A 19693-nucleotide genomic window follows, 5' to 3' on the forward strand; every position below is an offset into this window, starting at 1 on the left:
GCGTCAGGTTTAGAAGATGGTAGCGGTCTCGTTCGCAGCGAGTCTTGGCCGCTTCCTTCGTTCCGTAGGTTTTGATTTGTTTCGCCCATTGGTTGCGTTCGCGGCGTCGCGTTCCCGTCGAAGCGTAGATGGCTTTTTCGTGGTTCGCGATCAGCGAAATCAGGCGAGCCAAGGCCGCCGCGTCGCCGTTCCAAGAGATGGTGATATGAAGGCCGCAGGATTCGTTGACCCGCGCCCCTCGATCCCGGATCGCGTCAACCGCGGTTTCGACCGTTCGCAATCCTTCGTGTCCGCGAAGGACCGGCGATACGAATTCGCAGGGTTTACGGCCGGCCGGTGTGCGGATGCTACTGTCGCGTTCTGCTGTCCAACCCGCCGGCAACCAAGCGACCGGCAATCCGTTGTGGTAGCCGCCGATCGGCGTGGCGTCGTTTCCGGGCATGTGGGTTTCGATTTCGATACCAAAGGCGATGTCGTTGGCGTGCATGGCGTGTCTCCGAAAGGCGTGTGTAATTCGTTTGCGTTGACACACATGAGCCATGCGTTTTGAGACACCTCAAGGCAATCTCGGCAGTAATGTTCCAGTAATCTCCAATTTTCTTTTTACGCCAACACGTTGCCAGTTTTGGCCCCCTGTGGCCGACCGAAACATGCGGCCGATCATGCCAAACATGCAATCCTGCCGCACAGTCGCCAACGTGTTTGCGCAGTCGCGATTCTTCCCACGGAGCCCGCCATGGAAGGCGATAACAAAGAACTGAACCCGAATGCGATGACCGCCGAACAGACGGCCGCGTTGTTTTCCCAATTGCGCCGACGAAAGGTCTCGGTCGTGGAGATCGAAACCGACATCGAAGCCGGCGCACCGACAAACACCGCCGGTCGGCTGAACCTGCTGACCTATACCGCATGGATGCTCAAGGAGGCCGGCCGTGGCGAATGACCCACGCAAACTGAAGCCGAGCGAGTGCTGTCGGCTACTCAACTCAACGCCGCTTGGCACCGTGATCAATGAACGCCAATTGCATCGGCACCGAGTCGAGGCGGGAAATCGCATTGGCGATGGTCGGCACGTCGACCTGCTAGCGTACGCCGATTGGCTCCATGAGAAACGTCACGCACCGAAACGAGTTTCCGAGGCCGATCCGTATGCGAAGCTCAAAGAGAGTGCTCGCGCACGCAACGCTGCGATCGCACTTGCCGGTCGCGACATCGGAGAGTTGCCGGCGGTTGATGATCCCGAGCGAAAAGCCAAGGCGGCCGGTTCATTCCGGTTTTTCTGTGAAGCCTACTTTCGAATGACGTTTCACCTTGCGTGGTCGCCGGACCACTTGAAGGTAATCAACAAGATCGAAATGGCGGTCGTCTGCGGCGGCTTGTTCTCTTTGGCGATGGCTCGCGGCAGCGGCAAGAGTTCACTCGCTGAAGTTGCTTGCATCTGGGCAGTGCTTAATGGCTACCGCGACTTTGTCTGTCTGATCGGCAGCGACGAAGGCCACGCCTGCGACATGCTCGATTCGATCAAAACTGAATTCGATAGCAACGATCTGCTCGCAGCCGACTACCCTGAAGTTTGCTTCCCCATCCAAGCCCTTGATGGAATTTCTAACCGCGCTAACGGACAACTCTTTCAAGGCAAGCGGACACAGATTGGATGGACGGCCAAGGAAATAGTGTTGCCGACCATCGCCGGCAGCAAAGCCAGTGGCGCGATCATCAAGGTCGCCGGCCTAACCGGCCGCATTCGCGGCATGAAGTTCAAACGTCCCGACGGCAAAACCGTCCGACCATCGCTTGTCGTCTTGGATGACCCACAAACCGATGAGTCAGCTCGTTCATTGTCCCAATGTGCCAACCGCGAAGCCATCCTTGCCGGCGCGGTGCTCGGACTTGCCGGCCCCGGCAAAAAGATCTCGGGCATCATGCCTTGTACGATCATTCGCCCCGGTGACATGGCAGACAATATTCTCAACCGCGATCTACACCCGGAATGGAACGGTGAACGAACTCGCATGGTCAATGCGTTTCCGAGCAACGAATCGCTATGGCAGCGTTACGCCGAAGTCCGAGCAGAGGGTCTGCGTGCGGGAGATGGCGGCGCGGCCGGAACCGAGTTCTATCGCCAAAATCGCGATGCCATGGATGCCGGCGCGGATGTCTCCTGGAAGGAACGATTCAACCATGACGAACTGTCGGCAATCCAGCATGCAATGAACCTGAGACTTCAGGACGAAGCTGCATTCTTTGCCGAGTACCAGAACGAACCATTACCGGAAGAAACCGTCGGCGCCGATCAGCTAACTGCGGACCAAGTCGCCGCCAAGATCAACAACCTACCGCGACGCCGAGTCCCGATCGCCGGCAACCATCTGACTGCATTCATCGATGTTCAAGGCAAGCTGCTGTTCTACGTCGTCGCCGCCTGGGAAGACGACTTTACTGGCTATGTCGTCGACTATGGAACGTACCCTGATCAGCAACGATCGTACTTCACGCTTCGCGATGCCCGTCATACACTTGCGTCTGCCGCCGAAGGCACCGGACTCGAAGGCAGCATCTATGCCGGCCTCCAGGCATTGACGGGCGAACTGCTTGGTCAAGAGTGGCAACGAGACGACGGTGCAGCGATGAAGATCGGTCGCTGTCTGGTCGACGCAAACTGGGGACACTCCACCAACGTCGTCTATCAATTCTGTCGGCAAAGTCCCCACGCATCGGTCCTATTGCCCTCGCACGGTCGCTTCGTCGGTGCGTCGTCGAATCCGTTCAGCGAATACAAACGCCGGCCAGGAGATCGAGTTGGACTCAACTGGCGAGTCCCGACCATTCATGGAAAACGGGCGATACGCCACGTGATCTACGATACTAACTGGTGGAAGTCCTTCACCCATGCCAGGCTCGCCGTCGCTATGGGCGACCGAGGTTGTCTATCCATCTTTGGCGACCGTCCAGATCAACATCGGATGTTCGCCGAACAGGCCACCGCCGAATACTACGTCCGCACCGAAGGTCGCGGCCGCACTGTGGACGAATGGAAAGCCAGGCCAGAGCAGCCCGACAACCACTGGCTCGACTGTCTCGTCGGCTCTGCCGTCGCAGGGTCCATGCAGGGTGCACTTCTCTTCGGCACGGATGTCCCCGCACAGCCTAAACGTAAGCGAGTCAGTTTCAGTGAGCTTCAACGCAAGAAAAGAAGTTAATCTAGCAATCCAAAAGCCCACTGTGACCGATGAAACCGCAGTCTTTCGTAGATGCCCGTTTCGGCGCGTCGGTGTCTCATTTAATAAACACCGCTGCAATGTCGGCCGCGATCTTCATGCCAGCGGTCGATGCACCCGCCGCGCCGAACAAGACCGTGGCGACGGCCAATCAAGGGCGGTTTCATGTCCGTTACGCGGTCCGATCTTTCCCGATCTTCCTGTGCCTCTTGGACAAATTTAGCGCAGTAATTCCCAAAAACATCGCGCGGCATTCGCGTAACAGTGGGCTCTTTTGGATGATACGAGGAAGACTTGTATGGTCGATGCCCCGTAGTGCGATTGAATCCGGACGATGAAGTGACTTCGGGTTTTGACTCGCCTGTAGTACACCGTCCGTTTTCCTTCAGTTGCTTCGTCTTCTGCCGGTTCGTGTTCGCGTCGGTACCGTGAAGTTACCAGCACATCTTGCGATTTTGAGCATCGTGCGCCGAGTCGCTGGTGAACTCCTGTCCGATCATAGATCTCAACTAGGAAATGAATCACCTGGTCAGCAGTAATTTGCCAGCGCGTCGTGCTTGACTCTTGAATCGTTATCATGAGCCGCGCTTGCCCGCATCACCTCTAGATTGATATTCAAATGATGGTTGCTTCTCTTCCGCTTCGCTCGGCGCTCATGAGCTTTCTGGCAGTCGCGATGATCGCGATTTCACCCGATTCTCTCAGTGCGCTGGGGCCTTCGGAAATAGTTGGAGCGTGGGTGATGTCCGTCGACTCACGCCTGTCACCCGAGTCGGTCGATGTCGAGATTGATCATCAACCAGACGTCTGGAAAGTAACGCTGCGAAGTGGTGCGGGCGCAGTCACGACCAACCGCGTGAACCTCGAAGAAGATGTCCTGAGAATTCGATACGGAGTCAAGCCTCTAGAAGTCCGAGTCGAGCTAACAGTACTTGGCAAAACCATGAGTGGGTCTGTTGTAACCGGTGAGGGCGATACGCTACGTAGGCAATCCATCACGGCTCACCGAGTCCCCGTGACCGATGCGTCCCCCGCGCCGAAGCAGTTGGTTGAATCGAAAAAGACGGTCGTGCAAGCTCGCGAGTTCTTCGGTGCATGGGAGCTCTCGTTGCGGCGAGTGAATGCCGAGTCGACCAGGGCTATTCGTCTGGGAATGGTCGTGACGGAATCAGATGAGGATCTTATCGTGGGCCACAGCGGGTTCGAGATGAAGGGACCGCAGAAAAGGGTCGACCAGGTTCAGAGCACGCCTGACGGACTCCGTTGGATCCTCGACGGCGGCATGTTTGGACTGCTGAACGTCGATTTGGTTTCGGAAGGTGAAAAGCTCCGCGCTAAGGTTAGCGGCTCGGATCAAGAGGCATTTTTAGTGGGAACAGCGATCCGCAAGCCCAAGGCAAGCGATGTCGGTGTTGATCGGGAACAATTGATCCAAAAGCCGGGTGCCCAACTGGTTGGTATTATCGGTGGCGAGGCACGAGTGGTCGAGGTCGATGGTGACAGGATCATCATTCAACAGCGTGAAGTCGTATCACGGATGTTTAACGACGATCCATTACTTGTTCTTTTTGAATGGTTCCGTCTTCCCGAAAAGTCGCGATTGATCGCAGCCGAATCAAATACAGCGTGGTCCGTCAACGGCGCGACCATTCAGAGCTGGGATATCCAGAATGCAGAGACACCTTCGGCACTCGGCAGTTGTAAGTTGCCGGGTAACCCACCAGAGATTGTCCACCGTTCGGGAAAACTGGTGTTCGCCGCGAACTGGAACGGCCATGCGGATACACAGCAATTCCACGTGATCGACGTATCTGATCCAAGCAGTCCGAGGCTGCTTGCGTCGCACAGTACGCCTAAGGGCTTAAGCAACTACGACATCGCTGTCGCGGGATCGACAATCTATCTTGCAAACGCGGGGGGGCTTCGCATTGCTGACGCGACGAGTCCGCAAACGCTTGTGACGCGAAGCAATTTCGTGGGGCGGGGGCGTTGGGTAAGAGGGGTCGACGTTGTCGGGGCAACGGCTTACATCGCAACTTCGATGCATGGTGGTGCCTCCTGGTTGCAGATCATCGATGCTTCGGACCCAATGGCTCCCGTTCAGACAGGAGTCTACAGATCGACGGGTGGAGCTCAGGACGTCTCCGTCTCCGGCGATTTGGCAGTGCTTGCTGATCGCGCAGCGGGCATTGTAGTGCTTGACGTTTCGGAACCTCAGAACGTACGCCGTGTCGGTTATTACCAAACAAAGGGGCGGGCAAACGGGGTAGACATCTTCGGAGAGCTGGCGTTTGTCGCGGTCGATGACGACAAGGGAGCGAGAGCACTGCAAGTGATTCGCTATACGGAGAAGGTCGAGGGAACCGAGTAGTCATCAACCCAAAACACATCGCTCTGTTGCGAGCGCAATTCAATTTACCCGGGAAAGAAATGGTACGCGGACTCTTTTTCGGGAGCTGCCGGTCGGTTGCAGTGTTCCGGTGGCCGACCGCGGATTGTCTGGTTAGAGCTACCGGTTGATGAAACCGGAGCACTTTCGGTGAGGACCATTTCGGCGCGTCGGTGCCCGGATTCTGAAGACACCGACGCGAGTTTCACCCCGACCGAACTCCGTTCGGTCGATGCAACTTTCATATCTTACAGGGAAAATTTCAAGAACATGTAAGGCGGAGGACGCACCCTAATATGTTCCGACTGATCAGTCATACCCGCCGAACTTAACGCTTTGCTTGCGTTTTCTAACCTACTGCAAAACGAAATTGAGTACATGACTCGAAACAGATTTTCGGTTCAGATAGGATAAGGCTTCGTGCTCACACGCTGTTTCCGTTTCTAAGCGTCTTTGCGGGAGCATTTGATTATTTGCGTCGCGACGCTTCAATTTCCTCCGATGTGATCTTGCCGTCGCCATCGATGTCCATCTTGGCAAACATTCGCTCCGCGTTGCCGATGGCTTCGGCGCGAGTCAGGATGCCGTCTCCGTCGCGGTCAATTTCTTTGGAATGTCCTTTCAGGAATCCGCCCATCGCACTTCGTGAACCGCCTCGACCGCTCAGTTCGGCAGCGCTCAGCTTGTCGTCGTTGTTCGCGTCATAACCCGCAAAGGCATTGGTGGCCTCGCCAACGATTTCGTCTCGGCTGATGATCTTGTTCTTATCGATATCAATCTCATCGGCATGAACCAGAATCCACGGTTGACGGGGACCATCGCCCGGTTGTGGCCCCTTCGGACCGCCAGCTTGTCCCGGAGGCGTTTCACCACGCGGTCCGCCACCTTCGCCACCGCGCCGCTGACCACCGGGGCCTCGAAGTTCGTCTGCCGTGATCTGGCTATCTTTATTGGTGTCGAGCTTGCGTAGTGCGGCTGCGGCTTCGCGAAGTTCTGCCTTGTCGATTTTGCCGTCGCCATTTACATCCAACGCCGCGACGATTGGATCACCACCGGTCCTACCACCATCAGGGCGTCCGCCGCCTTCGCCAGGACCTTGATTGCCTTGCGGTTCATTGCCGGTTGGACGCTGTGACTCTGGGCGTTGGGCATTCCGACGACCGTCGCCACCACGTCCTTGACGTGGCGTATAGTTCTCAGTCTTCGTTCCTTGCGTTGAAACAAAGTTGAACGTCGCCGATCCATTGGTGGCGACCGTGTACTCGACGGAGCGTGGGTCTCCGAAAACTTCGTAACGCACAATGAAGCTGCCCGGCTTCGGCCTCTCAAACCCGACGATCTTTGCCCCTTTCAGACCAGGAAGCGATGGCCGAACACCTTGTGCCCGCGGTTGAGGATCGACCTGGCCGTCGCGTTCAACCACTTCGCCGTAGAAGCCACCGTTTAAATAGGGGAACGTTTTCGTTGCATGGTAGTGATACTCGCCGTTCGGGCCGTTGTGTCCGTTCAACCAATCGAGATTCGTTGGCGGCTTGCCGTTCGGATCGTTGTAGCCGTAGATCGGATAGCCATCGAGAGCCACCGCAATCGGGTTTCCGGCACCGACGATCTTTTCCAGGTGCACGGGAGCGATGTGATAGTGGTAGTCGTCGGCTCGCCCACAATGCCCGCCCCACTGATCGAGTTCACCGGCCAGAAGAGTGTCTGTCTTTCCATCGTTCTTGATCGGATTGAAGATTGGTACGCCGTTGACCGCTAATGCAATCGCGCCACGAAAGAAATGCTCCTTCGTCGACATCGGGTTCTTCGCGGGAACCGGGTGTAGCGGAATTCTCCACGCGTTGTTGCCTGTGTACGACTGAGGCAGAGGAACTTGTTGTTGCCACGCTGTGATGCCGGTCATCATGGGATGATCGGGCATGCCTGTCGATTCAATGTACAGGAAGTTTTGATCGAAACGAACGTTGACTGTTTTATTGAACGGCTCAAACAGCTTGGCCAAATCGGGTGTTTTCGGCTCCGTCGCATTTTGGAATACGACCAGATGGTGTTTCGGCCGCTCTGTGTTGAGCCGAATGATCTTCTGCTCCGTTTGAGCCGAAGGCGCATGTGAATGCCCTTCATGAGCGACTGTCAGGCTGGGCACTGCAACGAGCAATCCGAGCGTGGTGATGATTTTGTGCATTGATTATCCTGTTCGTAAATATTCAGTGGTCTCACGCAAAGGCGCCAAGCCGCAAAGAATGAACTGCGAGATAAAACCTCTGCGCCTTGGCGCCTTGGCTTGAGAATTCATTTAACGTCGCTTCTTTTTCCGCCTCGGCGTCCACCGCCTCCTTCCGGAACGACGTTAGTCAAACCACGAAAATCGGGTCGGCCTTTCCCGTCGGGTGGCGACTTCACAACCGTGCGAAACAGGACGAGGTTGTCGAGCTTGATGTCCTCAGACCAGATGAACTTCGCTCCCGTGAAGTCGTGTTCAAAGAACGGCTCCTTCGGTCCGACTTCTTCTTCGGTGAACTCTTTGGCATTGGGCCACCTGCTGTCATCGAAGTCGATCGCGAACCAGTCTTTCGGTAGCGTGATATTTTCGACTCGTGGGTTCTTTGTGTCGCCACCAATCGGCCCCCATGAAAACTTCTTCGCTTTCCATGTCGCGTTGGTCACGGTGCCGTCGCCTAGTTTTAGGATGAAGCCGCCATCGCCGATATTCGTGTTGGCGTATTCCATCCCGGTTTTGGGGTCGGCGTTGTCAATACCCATCACTGCGATCGTCATCGGATAAGCTGGCAACACATCAACGGATACCACATTGTGGGGAACAAACGAGATGGAATCGACGGCGACCAGTTCTCCGTTGATGTACAGCTTGAACGAATTGTCCGCGTAGACGTTGGCTTTGATGGTGTCGTCGATGCGAGGCTTTCGTGGTGGCTGTTGGGCATTCGCGGTTGTTAGAACGCCCGACACAGACAGAATCGCAGCCAACATGCATGGAATTCGATTCATTACTTCTTTTTCCTGTTCGGAGTTGGCTTCTTTGTCTTGTTGGTCTTGTTTCCGCCACCGCCTCCCTTACGTGCGACCGGTGCTTGGTTCGGGTCGTACTGCGGATTTGGAATCGCCATTTGGGCGTCAACGTCGTCGAGATACTTCACCAGCAAGCCGTCCAGTTCTTTCGCCTTCTGAGGCAACTGTTTCGACAGATCGTTTTGTTCTGAGATGTCCGTATTCATATCGAACAAGGCAAGCCGACCGTCTTCGTAGAATTTCATCAGCTTGTGATTGCCGAGGTACAAGGCCGAATGGGGACCGTCACCACCTTGATAATGCGGGAAGTGAAACACCATTTCTTCACGCGGACGTTTGACGGTTCCCGTGCCGTTATCGAGCAGGCCGGCAATGCTGCCGCCTTCGATGCCCGGAGGCAGTTTCGATCTAGGAATACCGGCCCATTCGCAGTAGGTCGGATAGAAGTCGTAGCCGACGACTCGTTCATGGCACCATGAATCGGCTGGAATGCCGGGGCCGCGAATGATCATCGGACTGCGAATGCCGCCTTCCCAGACGCCGCCTTTGCCGCCAGCCAGACCGCCGCGTGCCCCGCCTTTGCCTCCCTTGCCGCCACCTCCGCCACCGCTACCGTTGTCGGACATGTAGATCACGAAAGTGTTGTCCGCCAGCCCGAGCCGGTCGATCGCGTCAACGACCATGCCGACTCCGGTGTCCAGATTCTCTGCGATCGCTGCACTGCCAACGCGTTTCTCTTCGACACTGGTGTTCATCCGCTGCGCGTACTTGGCAAGCGTTTCTTTCATCGCGTTTTGTGGTGCGTGCAAGGCATGCCACGACATCTGAATGAAGAACGGTTTGTTCGCTTGCTTGTTCTTCTCCATAAAGGCCACGGTCCGCTTTGCCATGCCAAAGATGTCTGCGGGGTTCGGGTCGCCGTACTGGTGAGCGTACTCGTTGCCAATCTCGCCATCGCCTTCGTCATATCCATGAGCGGCAGGGCCGCCGCCATTGATGTGCCACTTGCCATAGTGAGCGGTCGCGTATCCGGCATCACGAAGCAGTTCACCAATAGTAACATCCTTGCGGTCAATTTCGCGAATGTTGCGTGGCCCGATCATCTTGTATCCATCCGCTGCGGTGACGCTACTGGACGCTTTGGTCCAATGCATCGCCGCCGGACTTCTGCCCGTTTGCAGACTGATTCGAGTTGGCGAACATACGGATGCCGGAGCATAGGCCGCCGAGAATCGCATCCCTTGCGCCGCCAGTTTTTCGAGGTTCGGCGTGTCAACGATCGAACTCTTCGACCATTCGAGATCAGGGTGCATGGGGACGGATAGTCCGTTCCAAGCCTGATCGTCGGACATCATGAACACGATGTTCGGACGTTCTGCCGCGGCGGATGAGGCGGCACAGACGAGCGAAGAAAGCAGGAGGAAGGTTTCACGCAAAGGCGCAAAGACGCAAAGTTTTTTCATCAATCTCATCTCTCGTTTTCCTTTCTTTGCGCCTTCGCGCCTTTGCGTGATTCTCTTCCATCCAGCAGGTAGGAATAGCTCACATCACCGTTTCGCTGACTCCCGCCTTCAGCCGACGGCAAATACGCTCGGACATAATCCACGCGAGACGAGTCGGCATTGACGCGAACTCGAACATGTCCGCTACTGCCCTGGATTTCGCCGCCCAGATAGCCGTATTCGGCGGCGCTCTTGGTTCCGGATCGTGGATGTCCCGGTTGCGGAACAAGCTGATAGACGATGCCGTCAAGGTCTTGTTTGATGAACATGTGATCGTGACCGTGGAAGACAACATTCACGCCGTGATCAACCAGCATCTGATGAACGGGCTTCCCCCAGCCGGGACGATGCTGTGCAAATTCGTCCTTCCCAGAAGCACCTTTCCCACCCCATTCCCAGAACGGAGCCGCCTCTTTGCCGCCACGTTGATTGCGGTCACTGCCACCGACCAAGTGATGCAGAAACACAAACCGCAACTTCGCATCACTTTCTTCCAGCGACTGTTTCAGCCACTGGTATTGATACTCGCCGAGCGTCCAGTACCAGTTGTCGCTGTTTCCGCCGCGAGAGCGCGTTGTTGTGTGTCGAAACGGATCAAGCACAATGAATTGAGCGTCACCCCATTCGAACTGGTAGTAGTTCTCTGGCAAACCAACTTCCCGTTCGAGCCTGTCGTTGCCCGTGAAGAAGTCATTCGGAACAGGATTCGGCAGGTAACGTTTGCGAGTCGTTGTCGCCCAGACGTTTGAACCACGGTTACCGGATTCGCCGTCGTGATTTCCCAAAGCGAAGTACAACGCGGCGGAATGGCACAGGTGGCCGAGATAGTATCGCTGAGCCAGATACTGCGGCTCCGACAATTCGGGCTTCACGTATTTGCCCGTCATGAACGTGTCGCCCAGAGCAAAGTGGAAGTCGGGCTGATCCGCCAGAGCGTTTTCCAACGTTCGGAGGTAGACATCGCCACTGGTGTTTTCGTCCAGATGGGAATCGGCCTGCACGGTAAAGACAAAAGAGCTACCGTTGTCTCGCTGCGTGTGAAACGAAAATTCGTCGGTCTGCTGGTTTCGGCCGTCACCCTGATACATCACGCGATAAAAGTAGCGAGTGTTCCTCGCGAGCGAATCGATCACAAAGTCGAATGGTTCACCGGCGGCAAGACGTTGAACGGCCGTTTTGCTAGACAGCCTTCCTGCCTGATCGCCATAGGCCACATATGCTTTCACATCGCTGTGAAACAGTACGCGAACGGTCCCGCTGTTGTCCGTGAGTCGCCCCACGATGATATTGAACGGATGGTCGGGAACATTGTTCGCTGACGGTGGTTCTGTGTAGCCCCCGAGCCTGCTGCCGCCGCGTGGTTGCTTTTGAGCCATCGCATCGATCTGCCCACATAGAATCATCAGGGCAGCAACAAAAATGCCCCACCGACCGAAACCTTTGCGTCTTCGCGTCTTTGCGTGCACAAACTTTACGCAGGAAAGCAGAGTCTCACGCAAAGTCGCAAAGTCGAAAAGGAAAAGATATCGGCGAAGATTATTCACTTTTGATTCTCCGACCGGGTTCGTGATGCGCGTCGTGCGAGAAGAAATCTGAAGCCAGTTCGGATTGGTCCACCAACTCCAGCATCACGCTCTTCGGGCCACCTCGGCCTCGCGGAAGACCATCAAGCAGCATCTTGTGAACCGTTCCATCTTCAGCGTCAAACCAGACGTCAACCTGTTTGGGACCGCGAACGTCGCTTGATTTGCGAATACAGGTGAGCCGCGAAAGCAACGTGCCGTCGGCACCCGTTTCCTGCTCATCTGCAAGTTCAACGTCAAACCCGATTTTCAACTGTGACAGGTTGGCGTGAATATTTAGGAACGGCATATCCTGCTGATTGCCCGGCATTCCACCGCGGAAGCGATTCAAATCCGTGGAGACATGCACTGGTCCGTTTTCGCGGAACGACCAACTGACCTGACCGTCGCAACCAGAGGTTCTTGTCTCGCCCGTCTTCAGCAACACGGTCATCACGTATTCATCAGCACCACGTACATGAATCGTCGCCCCGTCGATTTGCTCGGGTGCCTCGCGATCCCACGCCTCCTGCGAGAGATTTCGCGGACGCTTATCACGCGGATACTCTTGGGCGACGCGAACTTTATAGGTGCGGTCAAACGGCTTAGCCGCTGCTTCCACCACCTTCTCAAGCGAAGCCATTGCCGCCGACACACTTTGGTGCGGGCCAAACACAACGAACATCACCATCACAGCGGCCGCGATCGTCAAAGCCGACGTCAAAATCGCAAACCTGCGTCGACTAAGCGGCACACTCTTTAGCGCAACATTCACAGAATCCGCCGCAAATTCTGCATCGATCCGCTGCATCACTGCGTGGATGCGCTCGGCCTCAGAATCGTCGTCGCGGCTGCCGATATCTGCCAGCATGCCATGAATCAGCAGCGACTGGGCAACAGTCTCACTCGCTTCGCTTATAGGCACATCGCTATTGCCTTCAGGACTTTCATCCGCATCATCCAGCCAGTCCGAAAGTAAATCGTCGATCCGATCGTTCATGATGTCGCCTCCGACGCCGCCAAAACGCCCTTCGTCTTCAAACACTCGGCCAACATCGCGCGACCACGCTGAAGCCGCTTTTTGCACGCTTCCAGCGACAACTCGAATCGCTCAGCCACTTCCGCAGCGGACAGACCATCAAAGTACCTGCCGCCGATCACCGACTTCTGCCGTTCGGGCAACGCATCGATGCATTCACGCAGAGCAGCAACTTTGTCGTCCCACGTGTCGCCCGCCAACAGGTTGATGTTCTCAAAGTGCCGGTCCACCACCTGCAGCACCGCCTCATGCAGCAGCACTGGAGCCGTTTTCCGTTTCCGGTAGTGAGCCAGCACCAATCGCGAAGCGATTCCTCGAAGCCACGGCCCAAATGGACGGTCCAAATCGCATTCATCGAGTCGCCGCCAAGCGACGACCATGGCTTCCTGAAACAGGTCATCGACTGCGGCCTCATCGCGGACCAGACTACGCAGATACACCATCAGCATCCGCGAATTTTCGCGGGCCAGAATCTCAAATGCTGTTCGTGCTTTCGTGTCCAAAACAACGTCCAATGATGGTTTGCCAAATCTGACGACACCCTTACTGTCGCGACTGGGCCATTTGGGGACAAAAAACCGGCAGAACGCTGAAAACCTAAGCTCGGTCCACATCAATTTGCAGCATTCCTTGCTTCGTCAAGCACGTTCGCTGCGCAATGATGCTGCAATGGTCCGTCGTTCGCAAACGGGAGGAGGTCGAATTGAAATGGCACAGCGAGTTAAGTTGCGGTGAAGCCATCACAATCTAAGGGCGTTGTTATTTCCATTGGAAGTCTCCGCTTGGTCACTCTCAACTGGCCGAGATTAGACCAACCTCAGCATTTTTAGCGATCGCCGAACTGCAGTAGGTGCAGGACACCGAAGCGGCTTTTCACGATTCTGTGCGGTGCACCGGCGGCCGACGCCGGTGTGTTTTCCAGCAGGTTCCGGCTTCATCGACCGACGCGAGTTCCGGTACTATCAAACTGAACGAGGTTGGACAACCCTCAGCATTTTAGAGGATCTCCTAACTGCAGGAGGTGCGTGACACCGAATCGATTTCGGCCTGCTGCTTGCATCGCCCGATGACCGACACCCGAAGTTCTACGTCGAACATGACCAATTCCGAGCGTGCGTGCTCGAAACCTTAAGCAGTCCGTCACTGTCGCGTGTTTCAACTTTGCCGGAATGCGGTAGCGAACGCGAAATCGAAAAAGTTTGTGCGTTCATCCGCCAGTTTGGTCGCCTCCGGAGTAGCTCAAGGAGTAGAGAGACAACTTCCCTCAGAGCGACCGAGACTGTGGCTGACGATCTGCAAGACGAAATACGAGAGAACGCATCGGGACCGGCAAAGGCGTCTGGCGACGCTGGAAGTGTCGAGCAGCACAAGCTGACCGAGCAAATCGCTGCGGACAAGCATCTCGCTGGCAAGGAAGCGGTTCGCAAAGCAAATCGCGGTTTGCGTTTTAACAAGATCGTGCCGCCATCGGCTGGCTGATCTTTCTTTTCGTATCGCGATGCGTATAGGGCTGCCGGGGACGGCAATAGGATATCAACACGGATGTTGAAGCGTTTGTCAGGGATAATCGAGCAAGCATGGCGCGGCGGAGCTTCTCGCTCCTCATCCACGCCAGGACGCTCGCCCCGGCAGCCCTTCTTTTCGCGGCTTCGTGCAAAGTACGACGCGGCGAATACAACGCTCGACAACATGAAACATTGGTCGCAGGCTGACGGATTGTCGGCGGCATCTGCAAACTCACCCGACGTGCGGCGAACACTTCGCAATCGTTCGCGATATGAGGTCGCGAATAACAGCTACGCTCGCGGGATTACATTAACGCTCGCGAATGACGTCGTTGGCACGGGCCCGCGATTGCAGATGCTTACGGCCGACGACGCCGCAAATCGCTTTGTTGAAGCGGAGTTCTTCGCGTGGGCCGAGGCGATTGGCCTGGCCGAAAAGCTGCGAACGATGCGGCTTTCCCGTGTCGCCGATGGTGAGTCGTTTGGGTTACTGACCAGCAACGATCGAATCGACGCACCCGTCAACTTGGACCTGCGACTATTTGAAGCCGATCAAGTCGCGACTCCAACGCTTACGCCCGAGACGCGTCGTTACCTCGACGGCATCCGTTTCGATGAAGCCGGCAATCCGGTCACCTACGACATCCTTCGCCAACATCCAGGCGACGGCATGTTTATGGTCGATGAAGAATACGACACCGTGCCGTCCGCCGCAGTGCTGCACTACTTTCGCTGTGACCGTCCAGGACAAATTCGAGGCATCCCGGACATTACGCCAGCATTGCCGCTGTTCGCACAACTCCGCCGGTTCACGCTCGCGGTGCTTTCGGCTGCTGAAACGGCCGCCGAGTTCGCCGGCATTCTCTACACCGATGCGCCGGCCAATGGTGAAGCCGATGCCGCCGAACCTTTCGAACCGATCGAACTCGAAAAACGAATGCTGCTGACGATGCCGGGCGGCTGGAAGATGGCTCAGATGAAGTCGGAACAACCTTCGACGACCTACGCGGAGTTCAAGAAAGAGATTCTCAATGAAATCGCCCGCTGCTTGAACATGCCGTTCAACGTCGCCGCTGGAAATTCCTCGGGATACAACTACGCCAGCGGGCGACTCGATCACCAAACTTATTTCAAATCGATCCGCGTTGAACAAACGCAACTCGCTCGTGTGGTGCTTGACCGCATCCTGCACGCTTGGCTTCGCGAAGCCATTCTGATCGAGGGCTATCTGCCCCATTCGCTTCGCACGCTGGATTCCACATTTGAGCATCAATGGTTTTGGGATGGTCACGAACACGTCGATCCAGCCAAAGAGGCCAACGCCCAGAAAATCCGTCTCGCCAGTCATACGACGACTCTGGCCATCGAATTTGCGCGGCAGGGGCGCGACTGGGAGACGGAACTTAAACAACGTGCAAAAGAAATCGCCCTGATGCGTGACCTCGGTCTGACGATCGAGTCCGAAACTGATTCCCCATCCGAACCCGATGTCACGGAAGACCATGCCGAAGACGCAGAACCCCAAACCGCTTGAAGCGGAAGCCGAATCCGTCCCCAGTTCGCTGCGTATCGTATGTGACGATGCCGCCACGATCACTTTGGCAGCCGCTGAAACGCCGGCCGAAGGGGAGGACAAACCGTCACTACGCAAGTTCTCGATGACGGCGTACACCGGCGGTGCGATGCGGCTGGGCGGGTGGCCCTATCCGGTGGTCGTCGATCTGGCCGGCATGCGAGTGACTCGCAAGTCACGGCCGATTCTGAAAGATCATGATCGCGGCAGCATTGTTGGACATACCGACGACATCACGATCACGGACAAAGCCTTGCAGGTCGCTGGCGTGATCTCAGGTGTCGGCGAAACGGCCCAAGAAGTGATCGCGACCAGCGAAAACGGATTTCCGTGGCAGGCCTCGCTCGGAGCGAGTGCGGACAAGGTGGTATTTATTCCGGAGGGCAAGACCGCGAAGGCAAACGGTCGCGAACACATCGGTCCACTTTACATCGCTCGCAAATCAACGCTCGGCGAAGTTTCATTCGTCGCCCTCGGCGCCGACGACAACACCGAGGCACGTGTGGCGGCGGGGCTAGCGGATGGCGACGGACCAAATGAAACCGAAGCTGACGAAACCCAATCCACGGACGACCTCGAACCCGTCAACGCAAGTTTGAATATGAGCACGAAGCCAAAGACCGAGCCGAAACAAACCAAGCCAATCTCACCGGTTGACGAAATGCGTGCCGAGGCCGCGGCCGAATCTCGCCGCATTGCCGGCATTCGGAAACTTTGTGCGGGAATCCATGCGGACATCGAAGCTGACGCGATCGAGCAAGGCTGGTCCACCACCAAGACGGAACTCGCCGTACTACGAAGTGAACGTCCCAAAGCTCCAGAGCAAACCCAAAACTCACCGCGTTACAGCCGCGAAGTCCTCGAGGCCGCCGCGTGTCTGTCCGTAGGGATCGAGGAAAAACAACTGCTAGCCGCTTACGGCGAGAAGACTCTCAACGCCGCAGATCCGCTGCGACATATCGGTTTGCGTGAACTGGTCGCCGAATGTGCTCGCATGGAAGGCATCGAAGTGCCGCGAGTGTTCGGGGACGGAACCGCCACCATCCGTGCCGGTTTCTCCTCGATGAGCTTGCCGTCGATCATGGAAAACGTCATGAACAAGACGTTGCTGGCGGCATACCAAAACACGCCGATCGCTGCGTTTGATTTGTGTAGCATCGGAACTGTGACCGACTTTAAAGAGGTCGCACGGTATCGTTTGCTTGGAACCGGCGGTTTTGAGCAAGTCGCCCCGGATGGGGAACTGAAGCACGGCAAGTTGTCGGAGCAAAACTATGCGGTATGTGCTTGAGTTCACCGAAGCCGATCTCGACCGACCGCCTTCCGAACCGGAGAAAGTCGCGGCAACGGTTCGCGAGATGTTTGACGGCGAAACGCCAGTTCGGACGATGGATGTCGCCGAGAAATTGGGTCGCAACTACGGGACGGTCAAAACGCACTTGCATCGAGCAGGGCAACAGAACCTGCTTCAGTGTGTTCCGCGCAAGGGTTGGCTACCAACCGAGTGCTAACATCGACCAGCAAGCCGCCCAGCTCCAAACCCATCGTTTGCTCAAAGCATGAGCGGAATACTTTTTCGGAGAAAGTTGATTCGACCCTCGTCTTTTGGCTTCTTTTTCTGGAAGGTCTACAGGTAGGCGGCTGAGTTTCGCTGCCGGGTCTTCCGCGCACGTTGCTCGAAATGCGGCATAGGTAACCGGGGAGGGACATTCGATTCATCGACCTGTCTCGCAGGAAAGTTCTCCAGAACTGCTATTCGGGCGCGCAGTCGGCTCTCCAAACGGCATAGGTAATCAGGGAGAGCGATCGTTTTTCGCGAATGGAATCAAACATCATGACGAACGCAACGGATGCGTTGACTGACAAGATCGATGTCGAGCCAGCGGGCGAGGCCGAAGTGAAAGCCAATGATGGTGGTCCAGTGGTTTTGCCCGATCACGCTGCCGAAGCGTGGGCGGGCGTGCTGATTGATATCCACGAAAAACGCGAGCGAATGGCTGCGGACGAACCGGTGAACACGGAAACGGAGTCGCCAGGCCATGGCTAATAGCCAAGACGAACCGACTCGGTTTTACAACGACGGACCATGCCATCCAATCACTCCGTTGTTGGTCAATGGCGAGAAGGAATATCGGAAGTGGTTTGCCAAGACCGCCGACGGTGTTCCGAAATGGACATCGCCGCAGATGAGATTGTTCGAACGCTTCATGCACGACCGCAGGTTGGCGAAGAAACAAGCCATCGTTGGCAATGATCACGGCGCCTGCTTGTTCGGTCCTGGTCACGAGATATTAGCTTCCAAAACGCGAGGGCAAGCACAAGCCGCTTGGATCGCGATCGAAGGTTGGCAGCACTTCACGGCGGCCGGTTTCGACAACGGCACGATCCGCAGCGTGGTCATGCCGGGTTGGAATGTCGGCGTTCAAAGGTGGGCCAAGGCACTGATCAGACCGGACCAAATATCGCTTCCACCAAGACCGCACGAAACCATCGATCCCGAAACGCAAGCGACGCTCGATGCTATCCGTGATTCGCTCGATCTGACCTACGACACGTTGCCCAGGGAGGCCGACATCCGGCCTCGCAGCCTGCGGCGTTTGCTCGATCGTTTCCCGCTGCTAAAGCGTCCCGTCATTCACGGGCTGCTTCGTGCCGGCGAAACGATGAACGTCATTGCACCGCCGAAGGTCGGTAAGTCCTGGTTGGCCAGCGATATGGCGCTGGCCGTAGCGACCGGTCGTCCTTGGCTCGATCGGTTCGAGACCGAGCGTGGCGATGTACTGATCATCGACAACGAGTTACATCCGACGACGTCGGCACACCGTATCCCGAAGGTCATGGCCGCGCGCGGGATCACGGACGCCGACGTCGCGGACCACCTTTTCGTTTCCAACTTGCGAGGCAACCTCAAAGACATCCGTTCGCTCGGTGCGTACTTCGATCACGTCTACGAAGAACGATTCAAGATGATCGTCATCGATGCGTTGTATCGAATGCTGCCAGCGGACTCGGACGAGAACGACAATGCGGCGATGGCGGGCGTCTACAACACCATCGATCGGTACGCCGAAATGCTCGGATCCGCTTTCGTTCTCGTGCACCACACGAGCAAGGGGAACCAGAGCTACAAATCCATCACCGACGTTGGTGCGGGCGCTGGTAGCCAAGCCCGCGCGACTGACACCCACCTGGTCCTTCGACCGCATGAACGGGACGACACGATCGTTCTCGATGCGGCAGTTCGCTCTTGGCCACCGCTCGATCCGTTTTGCCTGCGTTGGGACTTCCCCGTCTGGACGCCCGACGAATCACTGCAGGCCCACGCGCTCAAGCAAGACGGTCGTCGACGAAGAGCCAAAGCCGAGAAGCCACCCAAGGCGGAATGGACCGCCGAGCGATTCGCTAGCGAGTTTGTCGGTGCCGAACCCAAGACTGCCGTGGTCATCAAAGCGGCAGCCAAGGCGAGCGACGTTTCGGGCCGCCAAGCCCAGACGCTACTCGAGCAGGCCGAGGCGGAAGGATTGGTCCACCGCTGGCGGTTCGGGTCGAACCAGAAACATCAATTCGCCACCGAACCACAACCTGACTTGGCCGACCAAACCAACCCGTAAAAACCGACTGCTCGCGCGCGCACACACCCCCTAGTACCCCCTGGGTGCGTGCGCGAGGCACGCCCCAGGGTTTGGACTGCGTGTGCGCGCAAGCGCGGGGGCAAAGTGCGCGAGCGGGAGAGCACCCGACCAAGAACTCCAAAGACCAAACCAAACGCGACACGGGCCGACGTGTGCGGCCGTGTTGCCCAAGGACGCCGACCGGCGAGGACGAACGGGTCCTCCAAAAAAATGCGCTTTCCCAGCAGGGCCGCGGGAACAGCG

16 protein-coding genes are annotated in these 19693 nt (G+C 56.6%); 9 read left to right on the forward strand and 7 right to left on the reverse strand.

The features are described from left to right. The coding region (locus tag ABD971_RS03085) for an amidoligase family protein (protein ID WP_345319310.1) at nt 1–487 on the reverse strand (487 nt) is incomplete at its 3' end. Between the two features lie 129 nt (nt 488–616). Between ABD971_RS03085 and ABD971_RS03090 the strand changes: the two genes are divergently transcribed. The 3 genes from ABD971_RS03090 (at nt 617) to ABD971_RS03100 (ending at nt 5589) form a co-directional block, all read left to right on the forward strand. Beyond that, entirely contained in the window at nt 617–943 is a 327-nt protein-coding gene (locus ABD971_RS03090) for a hypothetical protein (protein WP_345319312.1), read from the forward strand. Continuing rightward, nucleotides 933–3200 carry a terminase gpA endonuclease subunit gene (locus ABD971_RS03095; RefSeq protein ID WP_345319314.1) on the forward strand — a complete coding sequence of 756 codons (2268 nt, stop codon included), beginning with the start codon at nt 933–935 and terminating at the stop codon, nt 3198–3200. Before ABD971_RS03090 ends, ABD971_RS03095 begins: the two co-directional genes overlap by 11 nt. Nucleotides 3201–3837: 637 nt before the next feature. Further along, nucleotides 3838–5589, forward strand: a complete 1752-nt coding sequence (locus ABD971_RS03100; RefSeq protein WP_345319316.1) for an LVIVD repeat-containing protein — start codon at nt 3838–3840, stop codon at nt 5587–5589. A 487-nt stretch (nt 5590–6076) separates the two neighbouring features. On the opposite strand, the gene ABD971_RS03105 is transcribed toward ABD971_RS03100, so the two are convergent. The 6 genes from ABD971_RS03105 to ABD971_RS03130 all read right to left on the reverse strand — a co-directional run bounded on the left by ABD971_RS03105 (nt 6077) and on the right by ABD971_RS03130 (nt 13243). Beyond that, nucleotides 6077–7792 (reverse strand): YHYH protein, encoded by a 1716-nt coding sequence (locus ABD971_RS03105; RefSeq protein ID WP_345319318.1) that lies wholly within the window; start codon nt 7790–7792, stop codon nt 6077–6079. A 107-nt stretch (nt 7793–7899) separates the two neighbouring features. Next, on the reverse strand, nt 7900–8616 hold the full coding sequence (locus tag ABD971_RS03110; protein WP_345319320.1) for a hypothetical protein: 717 nt from the start codon (nt 8614–8616) through the stop codon (nt 7900–7902). After that, the gene (locus ABD971_RS03115) at nt 8616–10100 is read right to left on the reverse strand and encodes a sulfatase-like hydrolase/transferase (RefSeq protein ID WP_345319322.1); all 1485 of its coding nucleotides are present in this window, start codon (nt 10098–10100) and stop codon (nt 8616–8618) included. The genes ABD971_RS03110 and ABD971_RS03115 overlap by 1 nt, the downstream gene beginning before the upstream one ends. 5 nt (nt 10101–10105) lie before the next feature. Next, on the reverse strand, nt 10106–11515 hold the full coding sequence (locus ABD971_RS03120) for a purple acid phosphatase family protein (RefSeq protein WP_345319324.1): 1410 nt from the start codon (nt 11513–11515) through the stop codon (nt 10106–10108). Nucleotides 11516–11675: 160 nt separating this feature from the next. Continuing rightward, nucleotides 11676–12701, reverse strand: coding sequence for a hypothetical protein (locus ABD971_RS03125; protein ID WP_345319326.1), 1026 nt, complete (start codon nt 12699–12701; stop codon nt 11676–11678). Next, entirely contained in the window at nt 12698–13243 is a 546-nt protein-coding gene (locus ABD971_RS03130) for an RNA polymerase sigma factor (RefSeq protein ID WP_345319328.1), read from the reverse strand. The genes ABD971_RS03125 and ABD971_RS03130 overlap by 4 nt, the downstream gene beginning before the upstream one ends. Before the next feature lie 778 nt (nt 13244–14021). Here ABD971_RS03130 and ABD971_RS03135 point away from each other — a divergent pair. The 6 genes from ABD971_RS03135 (at nt 14022) to ABD971_RS03160 (ending at nt 19429) form a co-directional block, all read left to right on the forward strand. Next, nucleotides 14022–14219 (forward strand): hypothetical protein, encoded by a 198-nt coding sequence (locus tag ABD971_RS03135; RefSeq protein WP_345319330.1) that lies wholly within the window; start codon nt 14022–14024, stop codon nt 14217–14219. A 210-nt stretch (nt 14220–14429) separates the two neighbouring features. Beyond that, complete coding sequence (locus ABD971_RS03140) at nt 14430–15779, forward strand: phage portal protein (protein WP_345319332.1); 1350 nt, start codon at nt 14430–14432, stop codon at nt 15777–15779. Beyond that, complete coding sequence (locus tag ABD971_RS03145) at nt 15733–17109, forward strand: hypothetical protein (protein WP_345319334.1); 1377 nt, start codon at nt 15733–15735, stop codon at nt 17107–17109. Before ABD971_RS03140 ends, ABD971_RS03145 begins: the two co-directional genes overlap by 47 nt. After that, nucleotides 17093–17329, forward strand: a complete 237-nt coding sequence (locus ABD971_RS03150; protein ID WP_339942147.1) for a hypothetical protein — start codon at nt 17093–17095, stop codon at nt 17327–17329. The genes ABD971_RS03145 and ABD971_RS03150 overlap by 17 nt, the downstream gene beginning before the upstream one ends. Nucleotides 17330–17652: 323 nt before the next feature. Continuing rightward, nucleotides 17653–17865 (forward strand): hypothetical protein, encoded by a 213-nt coding sequence (locus ABD971_RS03155; RefSeq protein ID WP_339942148.1) that lies wholly within the window; start codon nt 17653–17655, stop codon nt 17863–17865. After that, a complete protein-coding gene (locus ABD971_RS03160) occupies nt 17858–19429 on the forward strand; it encodes an AAA family ATPase (RefSeq protein WP_339942149.1) in 1572 nt (523 codons plus the stop codon). The genes ABD971_RS03155 and ABD971_RS03160 overlap by 8 nt, the downstream gene beginning before the upstream one ends. The last annotated feature ends 264 nt before the right edge of the window (nt 19430–19693 follow it).

The organism is Novipirellula rosea, from assembly GCF_039541335.1.
Classification (GTDB): domain Bacteria; phylum Planctomycetota; class Planctomycetia; order Pirellulales; family Pirellulaceae; genus Novipirellula; species Novipirellula rosea.

Bases quoted from the DNA above. Each gene is read 5' to 3' on its own strand.
- ABD971_RS03100 (WP_345319316.1), top strand. From the start codon at position 3,838: ATGATGGTTGCTTCTCTTCCGCTTCGCTCGGCGCTCATGAGCTTTCTG.
- ABD971_RS03105 (WP_345319318.1), bottom strand. From the start codon at position 7,792: ATGCACAAAATCATCACCACGCTCGGATTGCTCGTTGCAGTGCCCAGC.
- ABD971_RS03110 (WP_345319320.1), bottom strand. From the start codon at position 8,616: ATGAATCGAATTCCATGCATGTTGGCTGCGATTCTGTCTGTGTCGGGC.
- ABD971_RS03115 (WP_345319322.1), bottom strand. From the start codon at position 10,100: ATGAAAAAACTTTGCGTCTTTGCGCCTTTGCGTGAAACCTTCCTCCTG.
- ABD971_RS03120 (WP_345319324.1), bottom strand. From the start codon at position 11,515: ATGGCTCAAAAGCAACCACGCGGCGGCAGCAGGCTCGGGGGCTACACA.
- ABD971_RS03125 (WP_345319326.1), bottom strand. From the start codon at position 12,701: ATGAACGATCGGATCGACGATTTACTTTCGGACTGGCTGGATGATGCG.
- ABD971_RS03140 (WP_345319332.1), top strand. From the start codon at position 14,430: ATGAAACATTGGTCGCAGGCTGACGGATTGTCGGCGGCATCTGCAAAC.
- ABD971_RS03145 (WP_345319334.1), top strand. From the start codon at position 15,733: ATGTCACGGAAGACCATGCCGAAGACGCAGAACCCCAAACCGCTTGAA.
- ABD971_RS03150 (WP_339942147.1), top strand. From the start codon at position 17,093: ATGCGGTATGTGCTTGAGTTCACCGAAGCCGATCTCGACCGACCGCCT.
- ABD971_RS03155 (WP_339942148.1), top strand. From the start codon at position 17,653: ATGACGAACGCAACGGATGCGTTGACTGACAAGATCGATGTCGAGCCA.
- ABD971_RS03160 (WP_339942149.1), top strand. From the start codon at position 17,858: ATGGCTAATAGCCAAGACGAACCGACTCGGTTTTACAACGACGGACCA.